3 protein-coding genes are annotated in these 25,851 nt (G+C 65.3%); all 3 read left to right on the top strand.

Annotated features, from left to right (window positions below):
* Window positions 1-137: 137 nt before the first annotated feature.
* From AKL25_RS16910 to AKL25_RS16900, 3 genes are read left to right on the top strand one after another with little or no spacing between them, the layout of a single operon-like run.
* Window positions 138-4,172, top strand: a complete 4,035-nt coding sequence (locus tag AKL25_RS16910; protein ID WP_050478881.1) for an SDR family NAD(P)-dependent oxidoreductase — start codon at window positions 138-140, stop codon at window positions 4,170-4,172.
* A complete protein-coding gene (locus AKL25_RS16905; protein WP_050478880.1) occupies window positions 4,169-15,100 on the top strand; it encodes a non-ribosomal peptide synthetase/type I polyketide synthase in 10,932 nt (3,643 codons plus the stop codon). The genes AKL25_RS16910 and AKL25_RS16905 overlap by 4 nt, the downstream gene beginning before the upstream one ends.
* The gene (locus AKL25_RS16900; RefSeq protein ID WP_240475780.1) at window positions 15,097-25,689 is read left to right on the top strand and encodes a non-ribosomal peptide synthetase; all 10,593 of its coding nucleotides are present in this window, start codon (window positions 15,097-15,099) and stop codon (window positions 25,687-25,689) included. Before AKL25_RS16905 ends, AKL25_RS16900 begins: the two co-directional genes overlap by 4 nt.
* Window positions 25,690-25,851: the final 162 nt, after the last annotated feature.

Raw genomic sequence — 25,851 nt, 5'->3', positions numbered from 1 at the left:
GACGGTGCGTTGAGTCATAGAAAATAAGGGCAACATCAAATCACCCTTGCAGGATGGGGCTTTGCTTGTTAAGCGGATAGTTTGCCGGAATAAACAAGCTTGCCGATGTTAAGTCGGGAATGCTCAGGGGGAGCGGGATGCTGGAACGTATTGTGCCGGGGAACACTATCATCGCAGCGTTCAGGACACGGCTGCTGGCAGTGCCGGCGGTCTCGGCCGTCCATCTCGTCGCTGCAGCGACGAAGGGGGAGGCGGCTGTTGGCCTGGTCGCCTATGTCGTCGGCGGTCAGCGCAAGGCTTTGGACGCCGCCATCGCGGACTCGGGGTATCCGGGGCCGGTAGCGCTGGTGCGCGTGCACGCTTTGCCGCTGCGGCCCGACGGGGGCGTGGATGACAATGCCCTGGCCGCATTGCCGGCCTGGAGCCAGGCCTCGTTGCCGCCGACCGCGGTCTATCGGCCGATTGCGCCGTTGCGGACGCGCATCCATCTGGCGGATCTCCTGCCGGACTATCCTTTGCTGACTTCCACCGTGCAGGAAACTCTGCTTTCCCGGGCGCCGGCGAACGGCGCTGCCGACAAGCCGGCGGTTTCCCGCCTCAGATCGCTTCCTGCGCAGCCACAACAGCCACAATTGCCCGCCAATCTGGCCGAAGCATTGGTGCGCGCGGCGCAGCATCCCGAACTCGGCATCGTCCATGTTGCCGCCGACATGAGCGAAATCCGGGTCAGCTATACAGAATTGTTCGATCAGGCGTGCCGGATATTGGGCGGTTTGCGCGCACGCGGCGTTCGCAGCGGCGATGTGGTTCTTGTCGATTCTGCAGACAGCCGCAGCCTGCTGCCGCTGTTCTGGGCCTGCATACTCGGGGCCATTGTGCCGGCGCCGTTCAAAGTTGCCGCTGCGGCAGCAGGCGGCGCATCGCTCAAACGCCTGCGCGACTCCTGGGAAGTGCTGGGACGGCCGTTCATCGCCGCCGATCCGGCCAGTTTGCAGGCGCTGGCGTCGCTGGATGCGGATGCGCTGAGTGGAATGAGCTTGCTGGATACGTCCGAACTTTGCCGCGCCGAAAGCGCAATCCCTTCGCCGGCAAGCGACCTGCATGCCTTGTCCATGCTGTTCATGACCTCGGGCAGCACCGGTCTTCCCAAGGGCGTCATGCTGAGCCAGGCCAATGTGCTGGCGATGATAGCCGGCACAGCCGAGCGCGGCGCGGCGTTGACGCCGGGAGCAACGACCATGAACTGGATGCCGCTCGACCATGTCGGGGGGCTGGGTTTCTTGTCGATCTTGCCGCTGGTGCTCGGCATGAACCAGATACAGGTCGACACCGCCACGGTGCTGGAGGCGCCCGTACGCTGGCTGGATCTGGCGCACCGGCATCGGGTCTGCATGATCTGGACTCCCAACTTTGCGTTCGAGCTGTTGCAGCAAGCGGCTTCCGCGCCCGGTGCGGCGCGCGACTGGGATCTGTCGAGCCTGCGCATGATCGTCAACGGCGGCGAGGCCGTTTCCGATAGCGTGCTGACGGCTTTTACCGCACGTTTTGCACAAAACAAATTGCCCGCCGGCGCAATCTGGCCGTCGTTCGGCATGACGGAAACCGTCAGCGCATTCTGCATGTCGCAGTGGACCCCGGGCAACGGCGAAGTGGTTTCCCTCGGCCTGCCGATCTGCGGCGCCGTGCATCGTATCGTCGACCAGCATGGCGAAGTAGTCCCGGAAGGCATCATCGGCGCCGTCGAGCTGTCCGGCGACTCCCTGTTCATGGGATATTTCGGGCGCGAGGACCTGACGGCCGAAGCGATGCACGGCAACTGGTTCCGCACCGGCGACATGGGCATCATCCGCAATGACGAGCTCTTCGTGGTCGGGCGCATCAAGGAAATGATCATCGTCAACGGCGCCAATTTCTACAGCAGCGAAATTGAAGAGGTCGTGGCGCAGACGAAGGGCGTGGAGCGCATCAGCATTGCGGCGGTCGGTGTGCGTGCGCCGGCTGCGCGGACGGATCAGTTGGCCTTGTTTTTCCATGTTGCCGATGTGTCCCCTGGGCACGACGACGCTCTCAGGCGCGTCATGCAAGACATCCGCATGCGCCTGGGCAAGCAGCTGTCGCTGATGCCGGCGTATTTCATCCATGTGCCGGCCGATCGCCTGCCGCGCACCAATTCCGGCAAGGTCCAGCGGATAGAGCTCAAGCGTCAGCTGGAAGCCGGTGTGTTCGATACCGAGATCAAGCACGCCGCCTGCCTGCTCGAGGCGGCCGGCACGATCCCGCTCTGGTTCTCAGAACCGTTCTGGAAAGTTTGCCCGCTAGCTATCCCGGCAGGCGAATCCGTGCACGGGAAAAGTATCGCCGTACTGGGAGATGCCACCGCCGGCGACGCCGCAATCCGGGCGGCTCTGGCGCAGGCAGCCGGCGATATCGAATGGCGGCAGTTCGAGCTGGAAGAATCAGTCGATCCGATGTCTTTCCTGGGCCATCTTTTCAATCAGATGGCGCAGCAGGGATTGCCCGACGTCATTCTGGTATTGCCCGGCTGGGCGCGCTTGCCCCGGTTGCTGTCCTTATGCCAGGCGCTGGCGGCGACCGCGCGCGGTAACCGGCCGGCAAGATTGATCGTATGCGGAGGCGCTGAGGCTGCCCATGCCGCCGATCATGCTGCGGCGGCCGCTTTTTTGCGGACGGCGGCTGCGGAAATCGATGGCGTGCATTGCGTGCATATCCAGTTTTCAGGCAAAGACCTCGGCAGCGACGCCGGCATGATACTCGGCGACCTGCGCAACCATACGCGAAACGACCTGCGCGAAACCGAACTGGCCTACATCGACGGTGTGCGCCACCTGCGGCGCTGGCGCAACGTCGAGCTGTCCAAGGCGGATCGCCCGGCATTGCGCTCCGGAGGCTTGTATCTGATCAGCGGCGGACTCGGCGGCGTCGGACTGTTGCTGGCGCGGCATCTGCTCGATCGTCACGAGGCAAAGTTATTGATTGTCGGCCGTACCGGGCTGGCACAGCTTGACGCCGCGCGCGCGACGGCGCTGCAGGAGCTGGAGCGTAGCGGCCGCGTGCTGTACGTCAGCGCCGATGTGGCCGCCTTGGCCGACGCTGCGGCCTTGCGTGCCGCCGTGGCGCAGGCGCGCGCGCGTTGGTCGTGCGGACTGGACGGCATTTTGCATCTGGCAGGCGAGGGCCGCCAGACCGAATTGGGGCGTGAAACGGCGGCAACGCTGGCGCAGATGATGCATGCGAAAGTCGCGGGCAGCCTTGCCTTGCAGGAGTTGGCCGAAGCGCATCCCGATGCCTGGCTGGTCCTGGTCGGCTCCGTTGCCGGCATGGTTGCGGGCCGGCAGGACTCTGCTTATGCCGCCGCGAACGCCTGGCAGGCGGCGATGGCGGAACAACTGGCGGCGTCCGGCAATGGCAATACGCGCTGCCGTTACCTGGGATTTTCATCCTGGCGCCATACCGGCCTCAGCAAGAACGGCGCGCCGGTATCGACGGTGGAAGCGGCCGGGTACTTTTCGCTGGAGCCGGAATATGCCGTCGCCAGCTTCGACATCGCGCTATCCGTTTCCCGGCCGGTGCTGGCGATCGGTCTCGACCTGCAGCATGCGCGCCACGCGGGCTTGCAAGATGCGGCCATTGCAGTGGATGAAGCGCTGGTCCTTGAAACTGAAACAGGCGGCGCTGCGCAGGGCCCCGTCATGTTGCGCGACCACTTCGGCCGCAGCCTGCCGGTTGCGGTGCTGACGGTGGACGACATACCGCGCACCGAATCGGGCGGCATCGATCGCGAACAACTGACCCGGATAGCCGGTGGATTCCGGCAACAAGGGCGGCCGGGAAGTGAGTTTGAGCGCTACATGGCGCAGTTGTGGAAGCAGATCCTCGACCTGTCCGCATGCGGTGTGCACGACGACTTTTTTGCGCTGGGCGGCAATTCGCTGCGCGCAGCGCAAATCGCGGCAGCCACGCGCGAACGCTTCCGTCTCAACACGGCGACGCCCGATCTGCTGCAAAACCCCACCGTGGCAGGATACTGCGCCCACGTGCGGCGCGGCGAAAGCAAGCCGGGCATCACCGAAGCCATCGCTCGCCGCTGGCTGGAAATAGAACAAATGACACCCGAACAAAAAGCGGCACGCGTTGCTGCGAGGACTGTATGACAATACCTGAGACCGGATTGAATGCGGCACTGGATGCAGCGCTGCTGGCCGATCTGTTGGCCGAGGACGGCTTCGAACTGCCGTCGGAAGAGTCGGCAATCCCTCGCCGTGCGGCCTCTGCGCGTGTACTGGCGACGCCTGCTCAGCAACGGTTGTGGACGGTGGAACGCATCGACGGCGTGACCGGTGAATTCAATCTCGGCATGGATATTCGTTTCAATGCCCCGATCAAGGTCGCCGCGCTGGAACGCGCTTTGCTGGCTCTGCTGCAACGTCACGAAGGCTTGCGCGCCGGTTTTTCCGATCATGATGACGGCAGCCTCGAGCAGTCCTTCACGCAAGTCGATAGCGTCCCCCTGACGCAGCATGCCGTGCCCGCGGCGTCATGGCCGTCTTTCTTGCGGGAGGCTGTCGCACAGCCTTTCGACCTCGCTGCCGATCTGCTGCTGCGGGCGCAACTCTTGCACGACGGCGATGCTGAGTCTGAATCCGAACACCGGGCGAGCGCCTTGCTGTTGACCTTCCATCACAGCATCATCGACATGTGGTCGGGACATCTGCTGCTGAGCGAACTGGTGATGCTGTATGCGCGCGAGCTTGGCGCGGTCGATGAAGAGGTGATACTGCCCGAGCCGGTGCAGTTCGGCGACTATGCGGCGTGGCTGCGCGAACCGCAGCAAGTCGCTGCGCGCGAGCAGTTGCACGGCTATTGGAAGACACGGTTGGCGCAGTTGCCCGTAGCGCTGGAATTGCCTTTTTCAGGACCGCGCGGACAAGCCGGCGCGACGTTGTGCGAACGTATCCCGGTGGTGTTGCCGGCGCCGCTGACGGCAGCCGTCAAACACTTTGCCGATGCCGCCGGCACCACGCCGTTCGTGGTGATCCTGGCGGCGTTCCATGCCGTGCTGGCGCGCTATTCCGGCATGGACGACATCGCCGTCGGCGTTCCGGTCGTCAACCGTCCGCGACAGCAAGAGCAGGACATCGTCGGCTTTCTGAGCGAGAACATGGTGTCGCGCAATCGGTCGGAGCGCAACCAGAGTTTTGGCAGCCTGACCGAACAGGTGCGCGATCGCATGCTGGAAGACTTGCGCCATCAGGGACTGCCGTTCGACGATGTCGTCAAACTCGTCAATCCGGAGCGCCGCACAGGGCTTGCGCCGCTGTTCCAGGCCATGCTGGTGTTCCAGACGATGCCCCCGCTGCAGGCGCAAGCCGGCGCAGTGCGCGCACACGCCGCATCCGTGCCGCTTCCCGCGGCCCGGGCGGACCTGCTGCTGGAACTGGAAGCCGGCGCAGAACACATCGAGGGCGGACTGGAGTATCGCCGCAACTTCATCGATCCGCAGCTTGCCGCCGCGATGGCGACGTCGATTCAAGTCGTACTGGAAGCCGCGCTGGCCGATCCGCAACTGCCGTTGTCGCAACTGCCGCTGCAACGCAGCGACGCGGGGCGCGAGATGCTGGCGCGCCTCAATCCGCCGTTGCCGTCGTTGCCATCATTGGCGGCAGCCGCGCCGCGCACACTGAGCGCCTGGTTCGCCGAACAAGCCGCGAAGACGCCCGACGCCGTGGCGCTGATCGACGCGGAAGGCGGGGTTGAGACGACCTATGCCGAACTCGACCGCCGTTCCGCTGCACTGGCTGCGCATCTGGCGCAACTGGGCGTCGCTGCCGAAACGCCGGTTGCCATCTGCCTGCCGCGCTCGGCGGATCTGGCCGTGGCCATCCTGGCGACCATCCGTGCGGGCGGCGCCTTCGTCCCGATGGATCCGAATTTCCCCGCCGAGCGCCTGCGCTACATGCTCGACAGCAGCGGCGCGACGGTGTTGATGACGACAGGCGCGCCGGACTGGCTTACCGCCGATGGTCCTGCAGTACTGCAGCCCACACTGGTCGATCCTTCACAGGCATTCCCGCAGGCGTCCGCGCCGCCGGACGTCAATCGCCCCGACAGCCTCTTGTACATCCTCTATACCTCCGGCTCGACCGGCCGTCCGAAAGCGGTGATGGGCTTGCACCGGGGCGCGGTGAACCGCATCGCCTGGATGCTGGAGCGCTATCCGTTCGAACCGCTCGACCGCTATTGCCAGAAAACCACGCCGACCTTCGTCGATTTCGTCTGGGAGTTGTTCGGTCCGCTGCTGGGCGGCGTGCCGTCCGTGATCATGTCGGCGGCCCAGGTGCGCGATCCGCGTGCGCTGGCGGCGGCCATGCAGCGTTACAGCGTCACGCGCCTGACGCTGGTGCCGTCGTTGCTGAAATCGCTGCTCGACCATGTCGCCGACGTCGGCAACGTGCTCGGCGGGCTGCGCCACTGCATCTGCAGCAGCGAAGCGTTTCCGGGCGATCTGGCGCGCCGCTTCCTGAGCCTGCTGCCTGATTGCCATCTGCTGAATCTCTACGGATCGTCGGAGGCATCGGCAGATTCGACCTGCCACGACGTCGACACCGCGGACGGGCCGCAGGTGTCGATAGGCCGGCCGATTCCGGGTAATCTGCTGGCGATTCTCGATCCAGCCGGCAATGTGCTGCCGGTGGGCGCCGCGGGCGAAATCATGATCGGCGGCATCGGCCTGGCGCGCGGCTATCTCGGCAGCGGTACTGACGATCCGCGCTTTGCCACGCTGCCGGCAGATATCGCCGGCGGTCGCGCATTCCGTTCGGGCGACCTCGGACGCTGGCGTCCCGATGGCGGCATCGACTACATGGGACGACTGGATCGCCAGGTCAAAATCCGTGGCGTGCGCATCGATCCCGAGGAAGTCCGCGTCGCGCTGCGCAGGTGCCCGGGCGTAACGGACGCCGTCGTGACGGCGCGCGAAATCAGCACCGACGGCAGCAGCGAACTGATACTGATGGCATACGTCGAAGCGAAAGAATCGGTGGAGCCGGCGTTACGGCGGCGCCTCCAGGACATCTTGCCGACGGCCATGCAGCCGTCCCGTTACGTCTTTATCCCGGCCTTGCCGCTTAACTCGAACGGTAAAATAGATTTTCACGCCTTGCCCGCTCCGGACGCAGAAGCGGCGGCAGAGACACCGGCACCGCAGGCAGAAACCTCGATGACGCTGGAAGAAAATCTGCTGGCCGATATCTGGCGTCAGGTGATCGGCAGCCGTCCGCAACATCCGCAGGCCAATTTCTTCCAGTCGGGCGGCCATTCGCTCAGTGCGGTGCGGCTGGTGGCCGCGGTGGAAAAAAGTCTGGGCGTACGCCTGCCGGTGACGGCCGTGTTCGACGCGCCGAGCTTGCGCGCCATGGCATTGGAAGTGCGCCGCGCGCAGCGAGGCGCCGGACTGCCGGAGGTGACGGCAGGCGGTCCGCACCGGCGTGCGCGCGCTTCGTTCAATCAGGAGCGTTTGTGGCTCATCGAACAATCCGGACAACAGCGCGGCGCCTACAACCAGGCGGTGGTTTACCGGCTGCGCGGCCAGCTTGACGTCGAGCGTCTGGAAGCCGCATTCAGACGCGTGATGCAACGCCACGAAGCGCTGCGCACGCGGCTGGTCCTCGCCGATGGCGTGCTGTGGCAGGAGGTCGAAGCCTCACCTGAATTCGCGCTGAAAGGGATAGCTGCGGGAGATGGCCCGCAGCAGATTGCAGCATCGCTGCACGAATTTGCAGAGCGGTTTTTCTCGCTGGCGGAAGACCTGCCGCTGCGCGCCGGCCTGATCCGGCTAGCACCTGCTGAACACCTGCTGGCGATCGTGGCGCATCACACCGCCTTCGACGGCGGCTCCGGACGCGTGATTGTCGAAGAACTGGGGCAAGCCTACAGCGATACGCTCAATGCCGCTCCCGCCGCCTTGCAGCAAATCGATTTTTCCGAATGGCAACGTGGTAGCGACGAACAGGGCGCTTTCGAGGCGCAGTACAACTACTGGCGCGACCAGCTTGCCGGTGCGCCTGCCATGCTCGGATTGGCCTTGAGCAAGATGCCGGAACAACGCGACTTCCGCCTCGGACGCGTGCCGGTCACGCTCGGCCGGGAGCGTAGCGAACGCCTGCAACAGGCTGCCAGTGACGCCGGACTGAGCGTGTTCGTGCTGTTGCTCGGGGTGTGGGGACTGACGCTGGCGCGTTTCGGCGGCGAGCAGGAAGTGGTGGTCGGCATTCCTGTCGCCGGCCGCAGCCGCAGCGGGCTGGACGACATCGTCGGTTTCCTTGCCAATACACTGCCGATGCGCCTGGATTGCAGCGCCGCGAACCTGGCGGAGTTCGGTCGCCGGGTCCAGCAACGCGTGGCCGAAGGGCTGCAACACCAGGATATTTCTTTCAGCCGCATCGTCGAAGCCGCCGCGATCGAACGCGTTCCGCAGCGACCGCCTTTGCTGCAGGCGATGTTCGTGCTGGCCGATCTGCACCAGTGGCAATTGCAGCTGGACGCCATCGACGCGGTGCCGGAACCTTTGTCGACATCGCTGGCGCGCACGGATCTCAGCATGGCGTTGCATCAGGATGCGCAAGGCATCGCGGGCGAGCTGGAATACGCCGCCGACGTCATTGCCCCCGAGCTGGCCGAGCGCATCGGCGCGGGCTTCGTGCATCTGCTGGACGCCTTGCTGGCGCAGCCCGACGCGCCGCCGCTGTCGCACTCGCTGCTCGATGCGCGATCGGCCCAGGCGCGTGCCTTGCTGGCGCAGTTTGGTCGGGCGCAGACCGTATTGCCGCCGGCAACCGTGCCGCTGAGGTTGCACGACCTGCTACGCGCCCGCGCGCAGCGCAACGGCGACGCAGCAGCGCTGGCGACGCCCGAGGGCGAGCTTAGCTATCGAGAGTTGGAGCTGCTGTCCGGCGACTTTGCGCAGCGTCTGCGTACCGCAGGCCTCAATCCGGGGGACCGCATCGCGCTGATCGGGGAACGTTCCATCGGGCTGATCGCTGCGCTGCTGGGAATTTCGAAAGCCGGTTGCGTGTTCGTGCCCATCGATCCGAGCTATCCCTCGGCGCGGATCGGACAGATGCTGCAAGATGCCGGCGTCGCGCTGGTGGCGGGCGATCGTCCGGCAGACTGGAACGAGGCGCAATGGATGCGCTTGCCGGTATTGGAGGACCTGTCTTGCGTGTCTGCTCAGGCCGAATCGAAGCATTCTCACGGCGAGCTGGACCAGGACTTTGCCGCAACCGCCTGCATCATTTTCACGTCCGGTTCCACCGGCCGTCCCAAAGGCGTAGCGCTGGCGCATCACGCCTTGTGTCGTCTTGCGCAGAGCGCCGTAACCGAATTTTCCGTGACGCAGGAAAGCCGCATTCTGCAGCTGGCCGCCTTCGGTTTCGATGTGGCGGTGTCCGATATCGTGTTTGCCCTGGCCGCCGGCGCCTGCCTGTGCCTGGCGCCGCGCGAACGCCTGCTGCCCGGTTCGCCGCTGCTGCAGGCGCTGGACGCAATGCATATCACGCATCTGCAAATACCGGCGGCGCTGCTGGCAGCGATGCCGGTTGCGCCGTTGCCCAACCTTCGCACACTGATCGTCGGCGGCGAATTGTGTCCTGCTGCGGTGGCGTCGCAATGGCAGCAAGGCCGCGATCTGTTCATCGCCTACGGTCCGACCGAAACCACGGTGACCGTGACCGCCGGCCGCTATGCGGGTGCTGAAGCGCCTCTGCAGATTGGCCGTCCTCTGGGCGATGCGCGCATCTATGTGCTGGACGAGCAGGGTGCACCGGCGCCCATCGGCGTGGTCGGTGAATTGTGCATCGGCGGCCCGGGAGTGAGCATCGGCTACCTCAATAATCCGGTGCTGACGCAAGAACGCTTCCGGACGGATCCATATTCCGGCGATCCGCTGGCGCGCCTGTATCGCAGCGGCGACCGCGCGCGCTGGCGCGAAGACGGATCGCTGGATTTTCTCGGCCGCAGCGACCGCGAGTTCAAACTGCGCGGTTTCCGTATTGCCCCGGCGGAAATCGAAGCCGCCTTGTCGCAGCAGGCCGGCGTAACGCAAGCGCTGGCGATGCTGCGTCCCGACCGGGCCGGAGAGCGCCGTCTGGTGGCCTATGTGGTTGGCGCCGGCACGGATGCGGCGACGCTGCGCAGCGCACTGCGACGCAGCTTGCCGTCCTTCATGGTGCCCGATTTCATCTCGATCCTGGATAGCATGCCGCTGACCGGCAACGGCAAAATCGATGTGAACGCCTTGCCGTTGCCGGTGTTTGAGCGAGAGGGCTCCGTATCAGCTAATACCGCGAGCCGCGAAGGGCGTGATTGCCTGGCGCGTGTCGCCGGCCTGTGGCGGCAGGTGCTGAACCTGAAGGACATCGCCCCGGACGCCAATTTCTTCGACGTCGGCGGCCATTCGTTGTTGCTGGTGCGTTTGTACGACCTGCTGACGGCTGAGTTCGGTGCTGTGGCATCGATCAGCGATCTGTTCCGTTTTCCGACCATCCGCAGTCTCGCGGAACATTTGTCCGGTCAGGGAGAACTCCGGGAGACAGCGCAGGCGGTGCCGCTGCCTGCCCAGGCGGACATCGCCGTCATCGGCATGGCCTGCCGTTTCCCCGGTGCGCCGGATGTCGACGCCTTCTGGCAACTGCTGGTGGAAGGCCGCGAAGGCATCAGCCGCTTCGATCCGGCCGAGCTGGCGGCGGCCGGACGCGCTGCCGACGTACTGAAACAAGCCAACTTCGTTGCCGCCGGCGGCGTGATCGGGCAGGCCGATTGTTTCGATGCCGACTTCTTCGGCCTCGGTCCGCGCGACGCCGTCACGCTGGATCCGCAACATCGCGTTGCGCTGGAATGTGCCTGGCACGCCTTGGAACATGGCGGCTATGCAGCAGTGGAATCAAGGAGCAATGTCGACGTCGGCGTCTTCATGGGCGTCGGCATGAATACCTATTTGCAGGGACAGCTGTTTGCTGCCGGGCCGATGCCCGAAAGCGCGGATAGCTATCACGCGATGTCCGGCAACGACAAGGATTTCGGCGCCACGCGAATTGCCTATCATCTGGACCTCAAGGGGCCGGCGCTGGCGGTGCAGACCGCATGCTCGTCGTCGCTGACGGCGCTCGACATGGCCTGCCGTTCATTGCGCAGCGGCGGCGCCGGCATGGCGCTGGCGGGTGGGGTGGCGATACGCTTTCCGCAAGGCGGCGGTTATCTCCACGAGCCGGGCATGATCCTGTCGCCCGACGGGCATTGCAAACCGTTTTCCGCCGATGCGCGCGGCACCGTTCCCGGCGGCGGCGTCGGCATGGTGCTGCTCAAGCCGCTGGCGCAGGCGCAAGCCGATGGCGACAACGTGCTGGCGGTGATCCGCGGCAGCGCCGTCAACAACGATGGCGGGCGCAAGGTCGGCTACGCCGCTCCCGGCGTGGACGGCCAGGCGGCGGTGATTGCCTCGGCATTGAAGCAGGCCGGACTGGCGCCGGGCGACATCGACTACATCGAAGCCCACGGCACCGGCACCGAGCTGGGCGATCCGGTGGAAGTCGCCGCCTTGACGCGCGTCTTCGGCGGACGGCAACGGCCGCTGGCGCTGGGTTCGGTCAAGAGCAACATCGGCCACGCCGACGCGGCGGCCGGCGTCGCCGGCCTGATCAAGACGATTCTGGCCTTGCAGCACGGCGTGCTGCCGCCGAGTCTGCATTTTTCGATGCCCAATCCGCATGTCGATTTCACGGCGGCGTCGATCAACGTGGTCGGCGCTGTGCAAGCGTGGCCGGTACAGCAAGGCGAGCAAGGCAACCATCCGCGCCGCGCCGGCGTCAGCGCCTTCGGCATCGGCGGCACCAACGTGCACGTGGTGCTGGAGGAGGCGCCTGCGCGTTTGCAGACGGTCGCCGCAACGACGTCGCAGCAAATATTACCGCTCTCTGCGCGCACGCCGGCAAGCCTGCGCAGCAGCATGCTGGCGCTCGCCGATGCTTTGCAGAGCCAGCCGCAACTGGCCTTGCGCGATGTCGCCTTCACCTTGCAACAGGGACGCGCCGCCTTCGGCTGCCGCCACGCCATCGTTGCCTCCAGCAAGGAAGAAGCCATCGCCGCGTTGCGTCTGGCGGCAGAACAGTCCGGCACCGAGCTTGTGGCAACGGTCAAGGGAACGGCGCGGCTTGCCTTGCTGTTCCCGGGACAGGGCAGCCAATATCCGCGCATGGCGCAGGCGCTGTATGAGAGCGACGCCGGCTACCGGACCTGGTTCGACCGTTGCGCCGTCGCGCTCTTGCCGCATGTGGAGCAAGACATTCGCACCGTGCTGTACGGCGTCGCGGCCGACGATCCTGCCGCTGTTACGGCACTCAGGCAGACCGCGCTGGCGCAGCCGGTGCTGTTCTCGGTAATGTACGCGCTGGCGCGCAGCCTGGAGGCGCGCGGCGTCGAAGCCGTCGCCATGCTGGGTCACAGCCTCGGGGAATATGTCGCGGCATGTCTGGCCGGCGTGTTCGAACTGGATGACGCCCTGGCGCTGGTCGCCATGCGCGGCCGCCTGATGCAGGCCTTGCCCGGCGGCGCGATGCTGGCGGTGCAGGCAGACGAAGCACAGGCGCATGGGCTGATGCATGACTGCGGCGACGCGATCAGCCTGGCTGCCGTCAACGGCCCCGGACAGTGCGTGTTGTCCGGCGCGACGGACGCCATTGATGTATTGCAAGCACAGCTGAAAGAAATCGATGTGCCGGCTGTGCGCCTCGACACCTCGCACGCCTTCCACTCGGCAGCCATGGATCCGGTATTGCCGGCTTTTGTTGCCCAGTTCGACCGCCTCACGCTGAAGCCGCCGCAACGCCGCTTCATTTCAAATGTCACCGGGACCTGGATCAGCGATGCGGATGCCGTCGACCCGGCCTATTGGGCGCGCCATTTGCGCGAGGCTGTGCGTTTCGGCGACGGTCTCGCCACCTTGCAACGCGACGGCGTCGACCTGCTGCTCGAAGTCGGACCCGGCAGCGCCTTGCAAAAACTGGCGCGCACGGGCGGCTGGTCTGCGGCGCAACTGATGGCGCTGGGCATACATAGGGAAACAGCGCGGCAAACACCGCAGCAGGCATCTGCGCTGGAAGACATCGTGGCGCAACTGTGGATGCGCGGCGCATTGATCGACTGGCGCAAAGCTCAGGTAGGCCGGCCGGAAAGCGGAGATGCAGGCACGCCCTCACGCGTCGCGCTGCCCGGCTATGTGTTTGAGCGCACGCGCCACTGGCCTGCGCCGCAACCGGCTGTCGCCGCGACCGTGCACGCACAGGAGCGGCGCGCCGATATTGCAGACTGGTTCTACCTGCCGGGCTGGCAGCGCGCGCCGCAGCTGCCGGCGATTACGCCCTCAACTGCATCAACCGCGCCCGACGTCTGGCTGTTGCTGGGTGCTGAAACCGGTGCCGGCCGCGCTTTGGCGAGCAGCTTGCGCGCTATCGGCCAACAGCTTGTTGAAGTCAGGGCGGCAGCGGCATTCGAGGCTCTTTCGCCACAGGACTATGCCATCGATCCCGCCAGCGAACACGACTATCGCCGGCTGTTGGACAGCGTCACACCGACCCGTATTGTGCATCTCTGGACCAGTGTGATGCAGCCGTTCGACACGATGCTGGAACGCGGCTTTGCCAGCGTGATGCTGTTGGCGCAGGCCATCGGCGCGGGCGCGCAGGCGCGTAGGCTGCAACTCGACATCGTCACCAGCGGTGCAGCGGATGTCAGCGGCGACGAACAGTTGGCATCATCGCTCGGGACACTGCTGGGTCTGGCCAAGATTCTCCCGGTGGAATATCGCAGCCTGGGCTGCCGCGTTATCGATATCGAGGCAGAAGGCTCCGCGCCTATGCTGCTGAACGAACTCCTGCACGCAAAAACAGAGCAGCAGGTAGCGCTGCGCCGCCGCCATCGCTGGGTGCCGCAGTTGCAGCCGGTAAGGATCGCAGCGCCGGAAACGGGCGGGGATCGCCTGCGCAGGCAAGGCTGCTACCTGATCACCGGCGCCTTCGGCGGCATGGGGGCGAGCATCGCGCGCGATCTCGCCGCGCGTTGCCGCGCACGCCTGGTCTTGCTGGGGCGCCATGTTGACCGCACGCTTGTCGACGAACTCGAAAGAGAGGGAATCGAGGTCTTCGCAAGCGCTTGCGACGTTGCCGACGCCGCTCTGCTGACGGCCGCGATTGCGTCGGCGCATGCGCGCTTTGGCGTTATCCATGGCGTATTCCATTGCGCCGGCGTGGCCGACCTCGGCGGCATTATCCAGAACCGCAGCGTCGCGTCGATGCATCAGGTGATGGCCGCGAAAGTGCAGGGTACGGTATTGCTGGATCGCTTGCTGGAAGACGATGCGCTGGATTTCATGGTGCTGTGCTCGACGCTGGGCAACTTGCTGCCGCAAGCCAAGTTCGGCCAGGCCGCGTATGCCGCCGCCAACGAATTCCTCGATCTGTTCGCGCATGAGCGCAATGCGCGCGGCGGCGGGTTTACCACCGTGCTCAACTGGGACGACTGGAACGAGGCCGGTATGACCGTCGCCTCCTACCGCCGTCATGGCCAGGCTGCGCCCGATAGTAATGAAGCGATGCGGTCGCAGGAAGGCATCGAGGTCTTGCGCAGGGTGCTGGCGTCGCCGCACGCGCGCGTTGCGGTATCGATACGCGACTTGCCTGGCCTGATGGCGCGCGCCGATGCCTTGCTGGACAGACTGCCAGTGCCGCCTCTGTCTCCGGCTGGCGCCGGCATGCCGACGGCGGATGCAAGCGGCATGACAGATACGGAAGCAAAACTGGCCGCCACCTGGCGCAGCATCCTGGGTGTTGCGGACATCACGCGCGAAGCAAATTTCTTCGAGCTGGGCGGGCATTCGCTGATCGGCATGCGTCTGCTTGCATTTGTGCGCGAGAGCTTCGGCGTCGATCTGAACATTACCGCCGTGTTCGAACACGCCACGCTGGCCGCGCTGGCCGGCCATATTGATCAATGCCGTTCCGGAGACGACGGCATAGAGGAGTTCACGATTTGAACGGCGTTGAACAATTGATGGCGCAATTGGCGGAGCTCGGCGTCACGCTGACTTGCTCCGGCAATGATCTGCGCGTGCGCGGCCCGGCAGGCGCCTTGTCGCCGGCTCTGCGTGCAGAGCTCGGTGCGCGCAAGGCCGAGCTGGTTGCGCATTTGCAGGCGGTATCCGAGTCGTCCCGCACAATGTCTTTCCCCGAGCTGGCGCGCAGTCCGGTGCAGCGGGCGACGGCGCCGCTGTCGTTCAATCAGCGCCGTTTGTGGTTTCTGGATCGTCTTGAAGGCGGCGGCAGCGCCTTTGTCATCATGGCCGGATGGCGGCTGAACGGGATGCTCGACCGGTCCGCGCTGGAACGCGCCGTGAGTGCGCTCACGGCGCGCCATGAATTGCTGCGCAGCGTGATCCGCGATGAAGGCGTCGAGCCGGAGCTGCATATCCTCCCGATTACGCCGTTTGCGCTGACGGTCGAAACACCGGCTGTGGGCAGCAGTCACGCATCGGCTGAACAGTCAATGCTGGCGCGCGAAGCGGCCATGCCGTTCGACCTGACTGCCGCGCCGCCCTTGCGCGTGAGCCTGTTGCAACTGGAGCCGCAGCGCCATGTGCTGACGCTGGCGATGCATCACATCGTTTCCGATCACTGGTCCATGGGGGTGCTGATCCGGGAACTGGGCATGCTGTACGGACTGGAAACCGGCGCATCGTCGATCCGGCCGGCCGAGCTGGCGATCCAGTATTCCGACTATGCCGTGTGGCAGCGCGCGATGTTCAGCGAAGAGCGGCTGGAGCCGCATCTGCGCTATTGGCGCGAACAACTGGCCGGCGTCGTCACCGGGCTGGCGTTGCCGCTGGACCGGCCGCGTCCCGCCGAGCGCGGCCATGCCGGCGCCATGCATCAGTTGCGCCTGGCGTCCGGCAGCGTGCAAAAGGTGCAGTCCATTGGTCTGCGCGCCGGCGCGACGCCGTTCATGGTGTTGCTGGCGCTGTATGCGCAGGTCTTGTCGCGCTGGTCGGGACAGGACGAAGTGGTGATCGGATGCCCGGTCGGCAATCGCGACCGCAACGAGACGCATGGTCTGGTGGGATTCTTCGTCGACACCATGCCGCTGAGGATCAGCTTGCATGGCGATCCCGACCTCACCGAACTGATCCGGCGCATCCGGACAACTTGCCTGGAGGCGTTCGAACACCAGCAGGCGCCGTTCGAGCGCATCGTCCAGGCGGTGCGTCCGGAACGCGCGCTGAACAAGGCGCCGCTGTTCCAGACCATGTTCATGCAGCAAAGCGAGGCCGGTGCGCAGCTGGCGCTGGCCGGACTGCAGGTGGAAGCGGTGCCGCCGGCAGCGGGCGCTCCCGAGCTGGATCTCAACTTTTTCGTGCATCTCGACGGCGACGACTATCGCTGCGTGATGGAGTACGACGCCGATTTGTTCGACCAGGCCAGCATTGCCGAATTTTGCAATCAATACGCCTACGTGCTGCAGCAAGCGAGCATCGATGCGTCCACGCCGTTATCCTGCGTTCAACTTGCTGCGCCAACCGCACCGGTGTTGCCGGTGCAGGCGCCGGCGCCATTGCTGCCGCAGATGATCGCCGACAGTGCATTGCGCCACGCCGACCGGATTGCAGTGGAAGAGGGCGCAACGCGTGTTACCTATCGTGAATTGATGCACCGGGCGGATCTGCTGGCGCAAGGCCTTGTTGCCGCCGGCGTGCAGCCCGGCGCCGTGGTCGGCCTCGGATTTTCGTCCTCGGCGGCGCTGGTGGTGGCGATGCTGGCGGCATGGCGCGCCGGTGCGGGTTATGCCGTCCTGAGCCCGCAGCAGCCGCCGGCCCGGCGCGCACAGATGATCGCCGCCGCCGGTATTGCGCTGGTGGTGACAAGCACGGCCGAAGAGCGCGGCTGGCCGGTGCCGGTTTTGTTGTCTGATGCGCCATTCACAGCCGGGCGCGGCAGTGTCGGTGAGGAAGTCGCGCAACCGCAGGCGCTGGCTTATGTCTGCTTTACCTCCGGCTCATCGGGTACGCCAAAGGGCGTGGCCGTGACGCACGCCAACCTCGCCAATCATGCACGCGCGGTGGTGCAGGATTTCGGCTTGCGCGAGAGTGACCGGGTCATGCAATTCGCCGCCGCCGATTTTGACGTCGCCGCCGAAGAAATTTTTCCGGCGCTGGCGTCCGGCGCTTGCGTGGTGATTCGCGCAGAGAATGTCACCGACAGCATCGACGCGTTCCAGGAACACGTGGAGCATGCAGGCCTGAGCGTGCTGAACCTGCCGGCGGCGTTCTGGCATGAGTGGGTGCGCGCGCTCGGTCAGGCGCGCCGTGCACCGCCAGCCTGCCTGCGTCTGGTGGTGACCGGCAGCGACCGGGTGTTTGCCCGCCGCTGGCGCGAATGGCAGGCGCTATGCGCGCATCCCGTTGCATTCCGCAGTGGTTATGGCCCGACTGAGGCGACCATTACCTCTTCTTTTTTCAATCCTGCCGAGCAGCCGCTGCCGCCGGCCGCCGACGTATTGCCGGTCGGCCGGGCGATTGCCAACGTCGCGCTGGAAATCGTCGATGGCCGGGGCCTGGCTGTGCCGCCGGGCGTGATCGGTGAAATGTTGATCAGCGGCGCCGGGGTCGCGCAAGGCTATGTCGGCCAACCGGAGCAGACTGCCGCCGTGTTCCGGCCGCATCCGCTGGATCCTGCCTTGCGCAGTTACCGCAGCGGCGACCTGGGACGCCGCCGTCTTGACGGCACGCTGGAATTCATCGGCCGCAAAGACCAGCAGGCCAAGGTGCGCGGTTATCGCATCGAACTGGCGGAGATCGAGGCGGCGCTGATGGCGCATCCCAAGGTGCGCGAAGCGGTCGTGCTGATGCGGGCGGACAGCCCGGACAATGCAGGCTCGGGACAATTGCTGGCGGTTGCAGGCTGCGGTTCGGAACTGGAACTGGATGCGGGCCTGCTGCGCGCGTGGCTGGGCGAGCGCCTGCCTGCCTACATGGTGCCGGCGCTGTGCGTCACATTGCCGCAGCTGCCGCGTATTGCATCGGGGAAAACCGACCGGCGCGCCTTGCTGGAGCTGGACGTCACGCGCGAGATCGCGTCCCGGCACGATGTATCGACCACGGTCGCTGATACTGCTGCCACTGCGGCCACTGTTGCTGAGGCGCCGCTGGCGGCATTGTTCGCCCAGGTGCTGGACCGGCCCACGGTCGGTCCTTGCGACAATTTCTTCGAGCTTGGCATCGACTCCATCCGCAGCCTGCAAGTCGTGTCGCGCGCGCGCCAGTTGCAGCTGAACCTGACAGTGCGCGACATCTTCCGTTTCCAGACGGTGCGCGAGCTGATGCAGGCGCTGCAATCGCGCCGGCAAGGAATGTCAGGCGACATGCTGTCCTTGGCCACAGCCGAAGAAGACAATGACGGCGAGCTGCAGGCGACGCCGATCCAGGCCTGGTTCTTCGAACAGGCGGGAGCGCATCGCGCCCATTACAACCAATCGATCGTGCTGCAAACGCCGGCGCAGGTCGATGCCACCGCGCTCGAGCGCGCGCTGAAGGCCGTGGTGGCGCGCCATCCGATGTTGCGCCTGCAAGTCGATGGAGAAATCCTGCGGGTTGCCGCATCCGCACCGGGACCTGTGCTGCGCGTGCTGGACGAGACTGTAGCTGCAGCCGCAGCCGATTCGCCGGCGCGCCTGGCCGCCTATGAGCAGGCCCAGCGCGGTATGGATCTGCGTGCCGGCCGCGTGCTGCAGGCGGTTCTGGACAAGCCTGCCGGGCGGCTGATGATCGCGGTGCATCACCTGGCCATCGACGCCTATTCCTGGTCGGTGCTGCTGGATGATCTGAGTCTTGCCTATGCACAGGCATTGCGCGGCGACATTTCCTTGCCCGCAGCGACTGCGTCCTACCGCACCTGGTCGCGCAAATTGCACGAGCTGGCCGCTACGCCGGCGGCGCAATCAGCAGTCGATTACTTCCTCGCGCGTTTCGCGGAGCAGGGACTTTCCGTGTTGCCGGCGCATTTGCCGGCCGGAACCGCGGGCGCGGCAGAGATCCTGCCGCTGTCGCTCGACAGCGAGACCACCACGATCCTGCTGCAAGTGGCGGCCGGCGTTTTCCGCGCGCGCGTGGATGAATTGCTCATGGCGGCATTGTTCATCGGCGCCGCCCGCATCGGCCTGAAGGGTTCCCTGCTGATCGATCTGGAGCGCAATGGCCGCGTCGACCTGTTTGACGACCTCGATCTGTCCGGTGTCGTGGGATGGTTTACCGCCGTGCAGCCGGTTCTGTTGCAGTGGCCGGAGGGAGAAAACGATCCTGCCGACATCGTAATGCAAGTGTGTGAGCGCGTGCGCGAATCGCCGTGCCAGGGGCTGGCGATGGGCCTCATGCGTTACCTGTCGGCCGATGCCGGGCAGCGCGCCGCCTTGCGGGAGCTGCCGGCGGCAGAGATCCTGCTCAATTATCTCGGCAGGCTGGATATAGAAACCGCCAGCGGCGATGGCGGCAACGGCTTCAGCGCCCTCGATGAAGACAGCGGACAAGCGCAGAGCGCAGCCTTCGCGCGCAGCCATGTCATTGAAATCAATGCGGGCATTCGCGCCGGCTGCCTCAGCGGCGCCGTCAGTTTTCCTGCGGGCGCCGCCGCGCGCGAACGCATCGGCGCGTGGTTGCGTGAAGTGACGGCGGCGTTGCGCGATATCGCCGCCGCCGCAGAGCGCCGTGCCTGCTCGCGGCAAGACAGCGTGGAAGAAGAACTGCCCCTGACGCCTTTGCAGCAAGGTATCGTGTTCCATAGCCTGCGCGACCCCGACATCTACTGCAATCAGCTCTGCCTGACATTGGACGGTGAGCTGGATGCCGGTGCAATGCGCCGCGCATGGGAACAGGCGCTGCAGCGCCACAGCATGCTGCGCACCAGCTTTCACTGGCGCGATCTGCCGGCCATGCGCCAGCGCGTGCACGCCGAGCTGGCATTGCCATGGTCCGCCGCCGACTGGCGCGGCCTGGACGAGTCGGCGCGCGCGACCGCATTGGACGAGCTGATGCGCGCTGACGTCGCGCGCGGATTCGAGCTGGAGCAGGCGCCGTTGATGCGATTGCAGCTGTTGCAGGTCGGCGATACACGCCATGAGCTGGTATGGAGTTCGCATCATCTGCTATTGGACGGCTGGTCGGTGTCGGTGCTGCTGGCCGAAATCTTTGCGCTGTACCGGCAGGCGCTGGGCGATTCCCGGATAAGTCTGAAAGCGGCGCCGCGTTTCTCCGACTATGTGCACTGGCAGGAGCGGCGCAAGGGACATGGCGGACATAGCGGGTCTGATGGGGGCGTGCGCAACGACGACATCGATTTCTGGCGGCGCGCCTTGCAAGGAATCGAAGAGCCGACTTCGCTGGCTTTCGCCACGCAGGCTGGCGATGCGATGCCGGGACAAGACAAGAAGGACGCTGAAAAACACTCAGCAGTTCATACAATGGAATTGTCCGCGGTGCGCACGCAAGCCGTGCAGAAGCTGGCGCAACGCGCGCGCACCACGCTCGGCACGGTGTTGCAGGCGGCCTGGGGATTGCTGCTGGCACGCTGCAGCGCAAGCCGCGACGTGGTGTTTGGCGTCACCGTCTCAGGCCGGCCAGCGGACCTCGAGGGCGTCGAAGAAATGATCGGCATGCTCATCGCCACCGTCCCGGCGCACCTGACGATTCCATCCACAACGCCGCTGGCCGACTGGCTGGCGCAATTGCAGGAGCAGCATCTGGAGCGCGAGCAGCATGCCGGCGCGTCGCTGACGGAGATTCGCCAGGCGGCATCCTTGCCCGGCAATCAGGAGTTGTTCCAGACGCTGTTGCTGGTGCAGAACTATCCGAAGGCGCAATCCATGGCCGGCGGCGGCGTGCGACTGGCCGGCGTGCAAGTGAGGGAGCGCACCAACTATCCGCTGACGCTGGTGTGCAGTCCCGGCGAAACGCTGCACCTGGCTTTGCATCGCGAGGGCCGCATTCCCGCTGCGGCCGCCGAACGTTTGCTGGCGCAGTTGGGACGCTTGTTCGACAACATGGCCGCGCATCCGGATTGGCCGGCGGCGCGTTTGCTGGCGCTGGACGATATCGATGCGCAGGCGGCATTGCTGGCGGGAAGAGGTCCGGTCGAAGCGATCGCGCCGGCCTTCTTGCCGCAGCAAATCGATGAATGGGCAAGACATTCTCCGGACGCCATCGCCTTGTGCGATCAGGAAGGCAGCCTGAGTTATGCCGCATTGCGCGTCGCATCGCTGCGGCTGGCGCAGCGTTTGCGGACGCTCGGCGTGGGCAGCGAAAAGAAGGTCGCACTGTGCTTGCCGCGATCCGCGCGCTACGTGATTGCGGTCATCGGCATCCTGCGCTGCGGCGGGGCCTTTGTCCCGCTCGATCCCGCGTATCCGGCAGCGCGCCGGCGCTTCATGCTGGAAGACAGCGGCGCATCCCTGCTGATCGCGGATAGCGCGTGCGCCGGGGAATTGCAGGCGGAGGCGATCACGCAGGACCCGGACATCTTGTTCGCCGCATCGGATACTGTTTCTACTCTGGACGACACGCCGGACGACGGCGACTTCCCGCCGCCCGAGGCGCAGGCGCTGGCTTACGTGATCTACACCTCGGGCTCGACCGGTACGCCCAAGGGCGTCGGCAATACCCACGGCGGCCTGCGTTCGCTGGCGCATGCGCAACGCGGCGCTTTCGGCTTGCTGCCGGAAGCGCGTGTGTTGCAGTTTGCTTCTTTGTCTTTCGACGCCTCGATCTGGGAAATGACGATGGCCTTCGGCGCAGGCGCTGCCCTGATCGTGCCCGACGCCGCCACCGTCCGCGTGGGCGAGGGGTTGGAACAGTTCATGCGACAGCAGCGCATCAGCGCGGCGACCTTGCCGCCGACGGCGTTGGCGACGCTGGATGAAAGCCGCCTGCCGGATTTGCAAACACTGGTGGTCGCAGGTGAAAGCTGCGCCCCCGAACTGGTCCTGCGCTGGGGGCCCGGACGGCGTTTCTACAACGGCTACGGGCCATCCGAAGCATCGGTTGCGGTCAGCGTCGAAGCATGGTCGGACCGCGGCGACCACACCGGACAATTGGCTATCGGCCGGCCGCTGCCGAACATGCAACTGCATGTGCTGGACGCCGACATGCGACTGCTGCCGCCCGGCGTCATCGGCGAACTGTATATCGGCGGGGCGGGGCTGGCGCGCGGTTATCTGAACCAGCCGGGCCTGACCGCCGCGAGCTTCTTGCCCGATCCTTATGGAGCACCGGGGGCGCGCCTCTACAAAACCGGCGATCGCGGCTATCGTCTGGCCGACGGCAGGGTGCAGTTTGTCGGCCGCAATGACCACCAGGTCAAGCTGCGCGGTTTCCGTATCGAGTTGAGCGAAATCGAGGCGGCGTTGATGCAACATGCCGAGGTCCGCCACGCCGCGGTGCTGGTGCGCCATTGCAGCGAGGGGGAGGGTGAGCGCCGTCTGACGGCCTATCTGGAGACGCGCGCGCCGATAGCGAACGAGGTCTTGCGGATTTTCATCGGCAAACAACTGCCGCCGCACATGCTTCCCGCATCTTTCATCGCGCTGGAATCCATGCCGCTGACCGTCAGCGGCAAGATCGACCGCAAGGCGCTGGAAGCGATGCCGGAAACCACTGCACAGCCATGGGAAGCCGCTGCCGGCGATTATGTCGGCGAGACCGAACGGCAACTGGCGGCGATCTGGGCACAGGTGCTCAATGTGGCGCAAGTGCAGCGGGGACACAATTTCTTTGAACTCGGCGGCGATTCGATTCTCGCGATCCAGGTGGTCTCCAAGGCCAACAGGCAGGGCGTCGCACTGACGCTCAACCAGGTCATGGATCCCGATTTGTCGACGCTGGCAGCGTTGGCGGCGCAGGTGGACACCAGTCAGGCTGCTGAACACGCGCCGGTGTTTACTCCGCCGCCGGTCACCGGCCCGGTGCCGCTGACGCCGATCCAGCATTGGTTCCTGCATCAGGATGCGCCCGATCGGCATCACTACAACCAGAGCTTCCTGCTGGAAGTGCCGGCCGGGCTGGATGCACAGGCATTGCGCCTGGCGCTGGAGGTCGTTTGCGCGCGCCATGACGCGCTGCGGCTGCGTTTCAAACAGGTCGACGGCGCCTGGCATCAGCATCTCGCCGAACATGCCGCGGCACTGCTGGAAGTCGTGCCGCCGCCGGCAGACACGGCCGGCTGGCGAACATTGCTGGAACAAGGCGCAGCGGACAACCAGACCCGTCTGAATATCGAACAGGGGCCCTTGCTGCGGCTGGTGCTGTATGCGGCGCCGGCTGGCGAGCCCATGGCCCGCTTGCATGTCGTGGCGCATCACCTTGTGATTGACGCCGTGTCGTGGCGCGTCTTGCTGGAAGACCTGTTCGACGCTTATGCGCAAGTGCAAGCATCTTTGTCCATCGGCTTGCCGTCTGCCTCCGATAATCGCACGCACGCTTCCTTCGCCCTGTGGGCTGCGGCAGTAGAACGCCATGCGGTATCCCCGCAAGCGCTGGGCGAATTGCGCTACTGGCTGGAACAGCCGCGCAATCTGGCGCGCTTGCCGTTACTGCGCACCGATATCGCCGCGACGGCCGGCGCCGCGCAGACCACCAGCTTTGCATTGGACGAGAGCATTACCAGCGTGCTGGTGCGGGCGCTTCCGCGCAGCCATGGCGCCCAGGTGCAGGAGATTTTGCTGACCGCCTTGAGCGTGGCGCTGGATGAACTGATCGGCGGCTCAGCCGGAAGCAGCGCTGGCATTGGCATAGCGCTCGAATCTCACGGCCGCGATATTGTGCTGGACGGCATCGATGTCGGCGGTATCCCCGGATGGTTCACCGTGCTGGCGCCGTGGACCATGCCGCTGGGTGAGCATCGCATCGACAAGATCCGGGCAGCGCTCAAGGCGATGCCACGGCACGGCTTCAGTTTCGGGGTGCTGCGTTTCCTCTCTCCCGATGCGGCAGTGCGCGAGGCGCTGGCGGCATTGCCGGTGCCTGAAATCGCCTTCAACTATCTCGGTCAATGGGATACGGCCTGGCCCGACAGCTTGCCTGTGCGGCCGGCGCCGGAAGCCGACGGTGCCGGTTTTGCACCATCGACGCCGCGTCCGTATGTACTGGAAGTCAATGCCTTGATTGCCGGCGGACGCTTGCAACTGGACCTCACTTTCGATTCGCGTGTGTTGCCGCAGGCCTTTGCGGATCGGCTATGCGCCGCCATGCGCGACTGGCTGCAGGCGCTGACGCGGGATGTTCCTGCCCCGGCGGCAGCGGCAGAGGTCGCTGTCGCGGCCTGCGCATTGGCGCCCCAGCAAGCCGCCATGCTGGCGCACGCCGTGGCGTATCCGGATTCTTCCGCCTATGTGGTGCAGTTCACGGCGCGCTTGCCGGCGGAACTGGACACCGGCGGCTTCATCGCCGCCTGGCAAGCCGTGCTGGCAAGGCATCTGTCGCTGCGCGCGCATTTCACCATCGGTGAGAACGGCAAGGCGCGCCAGCATTTCGGCGAAGCGACGCCGCTTGCCTGGCAACGGCAGGACTGGACCGGTTTGCCGGACGAGGATCTCGGTGCGGCCATGGACGCTTACTGCCGGCAGGACCGGCAGCGCGGCTTCGACCTGGCCAAGCCGCCGCTGATGCGTTTTTCCTTGCTGCAAACGACGCCCGGCCAGCATTTCGTCTGGACCTATCACCATATTCTGATTGACGGCTGGTCGATGCCGGTACTGCTCAGCGAAGTCATGGCCGCCTATGGCAAACAATTGACGACAGCGCCGGCGCCGGATTTCCGTGTTTTCCTGGATTGGCTGGGGCGTCAGGATGCTGCAGCAGCGCGCGACTTCTGGCGCGCCGAACTGACGGCGACGGTACCGTCGCGCTGGCCGGCGGAGCCGGGGGCTGCCTGCAGCGGCAGCTTTGCGGAAATCAAATGGCAACCGCAAGCCGGAACCGGTGCGCGCCTTGGCGCGTTTGCGCGCCGGCATCGCTTGTCGGCGCCGAGCATTTTCATGTTGGCATGGGCGCTGGTGCTGGCGCGCCACAGCAGGGTGGACGAGGTTTGCTTCGGCGTCGTTTCGGTCTTGCGTCCTGCCGAGGTCGAGGGTATCGAAACCATGGTCGGCAATCTGATCAACACGCCGCCCTTGCGTTGCAAGATCGATCCCGACGCCGGTTTTGTCGAGGCCTGCCTGCAGCTGCAGCGCAGGCGTGTCGCGACAAGCGCGCACGCGACGCTGGATTTGTCGGAAATCGCACGGTGCGCCGGTTTGTCCGATGGCGACGCCTTGTTCGGCACGGCGCTGCGCATTCAGAACTATCCCTTGGGCGATGTCGGACGCGGCAACGCCGCACTGCAGGTCAGCGACGTTGCCATTTGCGACCAATGGCATCACCCGTTCAATCTGGAAGTCACGCCGGGAGAAGACTTTGATCTGATCGCCGTCTATGACGCCGGACTGGTGCCGCAGGCGAGAGCCGAGGCCATGTTGCGCTCTTATGCCGCGCTGCTTGAAGCGCTGGACGAGTCGTTGCTGGGACTTCTGATGGAGGGGATGCATGTCTGAAGATCAGCAGGGAGGGGCTTGCATGTGAGATGAATTCAGATGGAAACCACGTTTTTTGTGGGGAATTTGTTGAATATATTGGCTGTATGCCCAATAATTTCTGCGGCCTGCGTATATTGAGCATGCGTTGAACATGCGTTGTCCGTATATCGAGCATTGGCC

This window comes from Herbaspirillum rhizosphaerae (assembly GCF_001189965.1).
GTDB classification, from domain to species: domain Bacteria; phylum Pseudomonadota; class Gammaproteobacteria; order Burkholderiales; family Burkholderiaceae_D; genus Herbaspirillum; species Herbaspirillum rhizosphaerae.
This window is presented reverse-complemented; position numbering and strand designations above follow the sequence as displayed.

Bases quoted from the DNA above. Each gene is read 5' to 3' on its own strand.
- AKL25_RS16910 (WP_050478881.1), top strand. From the start codon at position 138: ATGCTGGAACGTATTGTGCCGGGGAACACTATCATCGCAGCGTTCAGG.
- AKL25_RS16905 (WP_050478880.1), top strand. From the start codon at position 4,169: ATGACAATACCTGAGACCGGATTGAATGCGGCACTGGATGCAGCGCTG.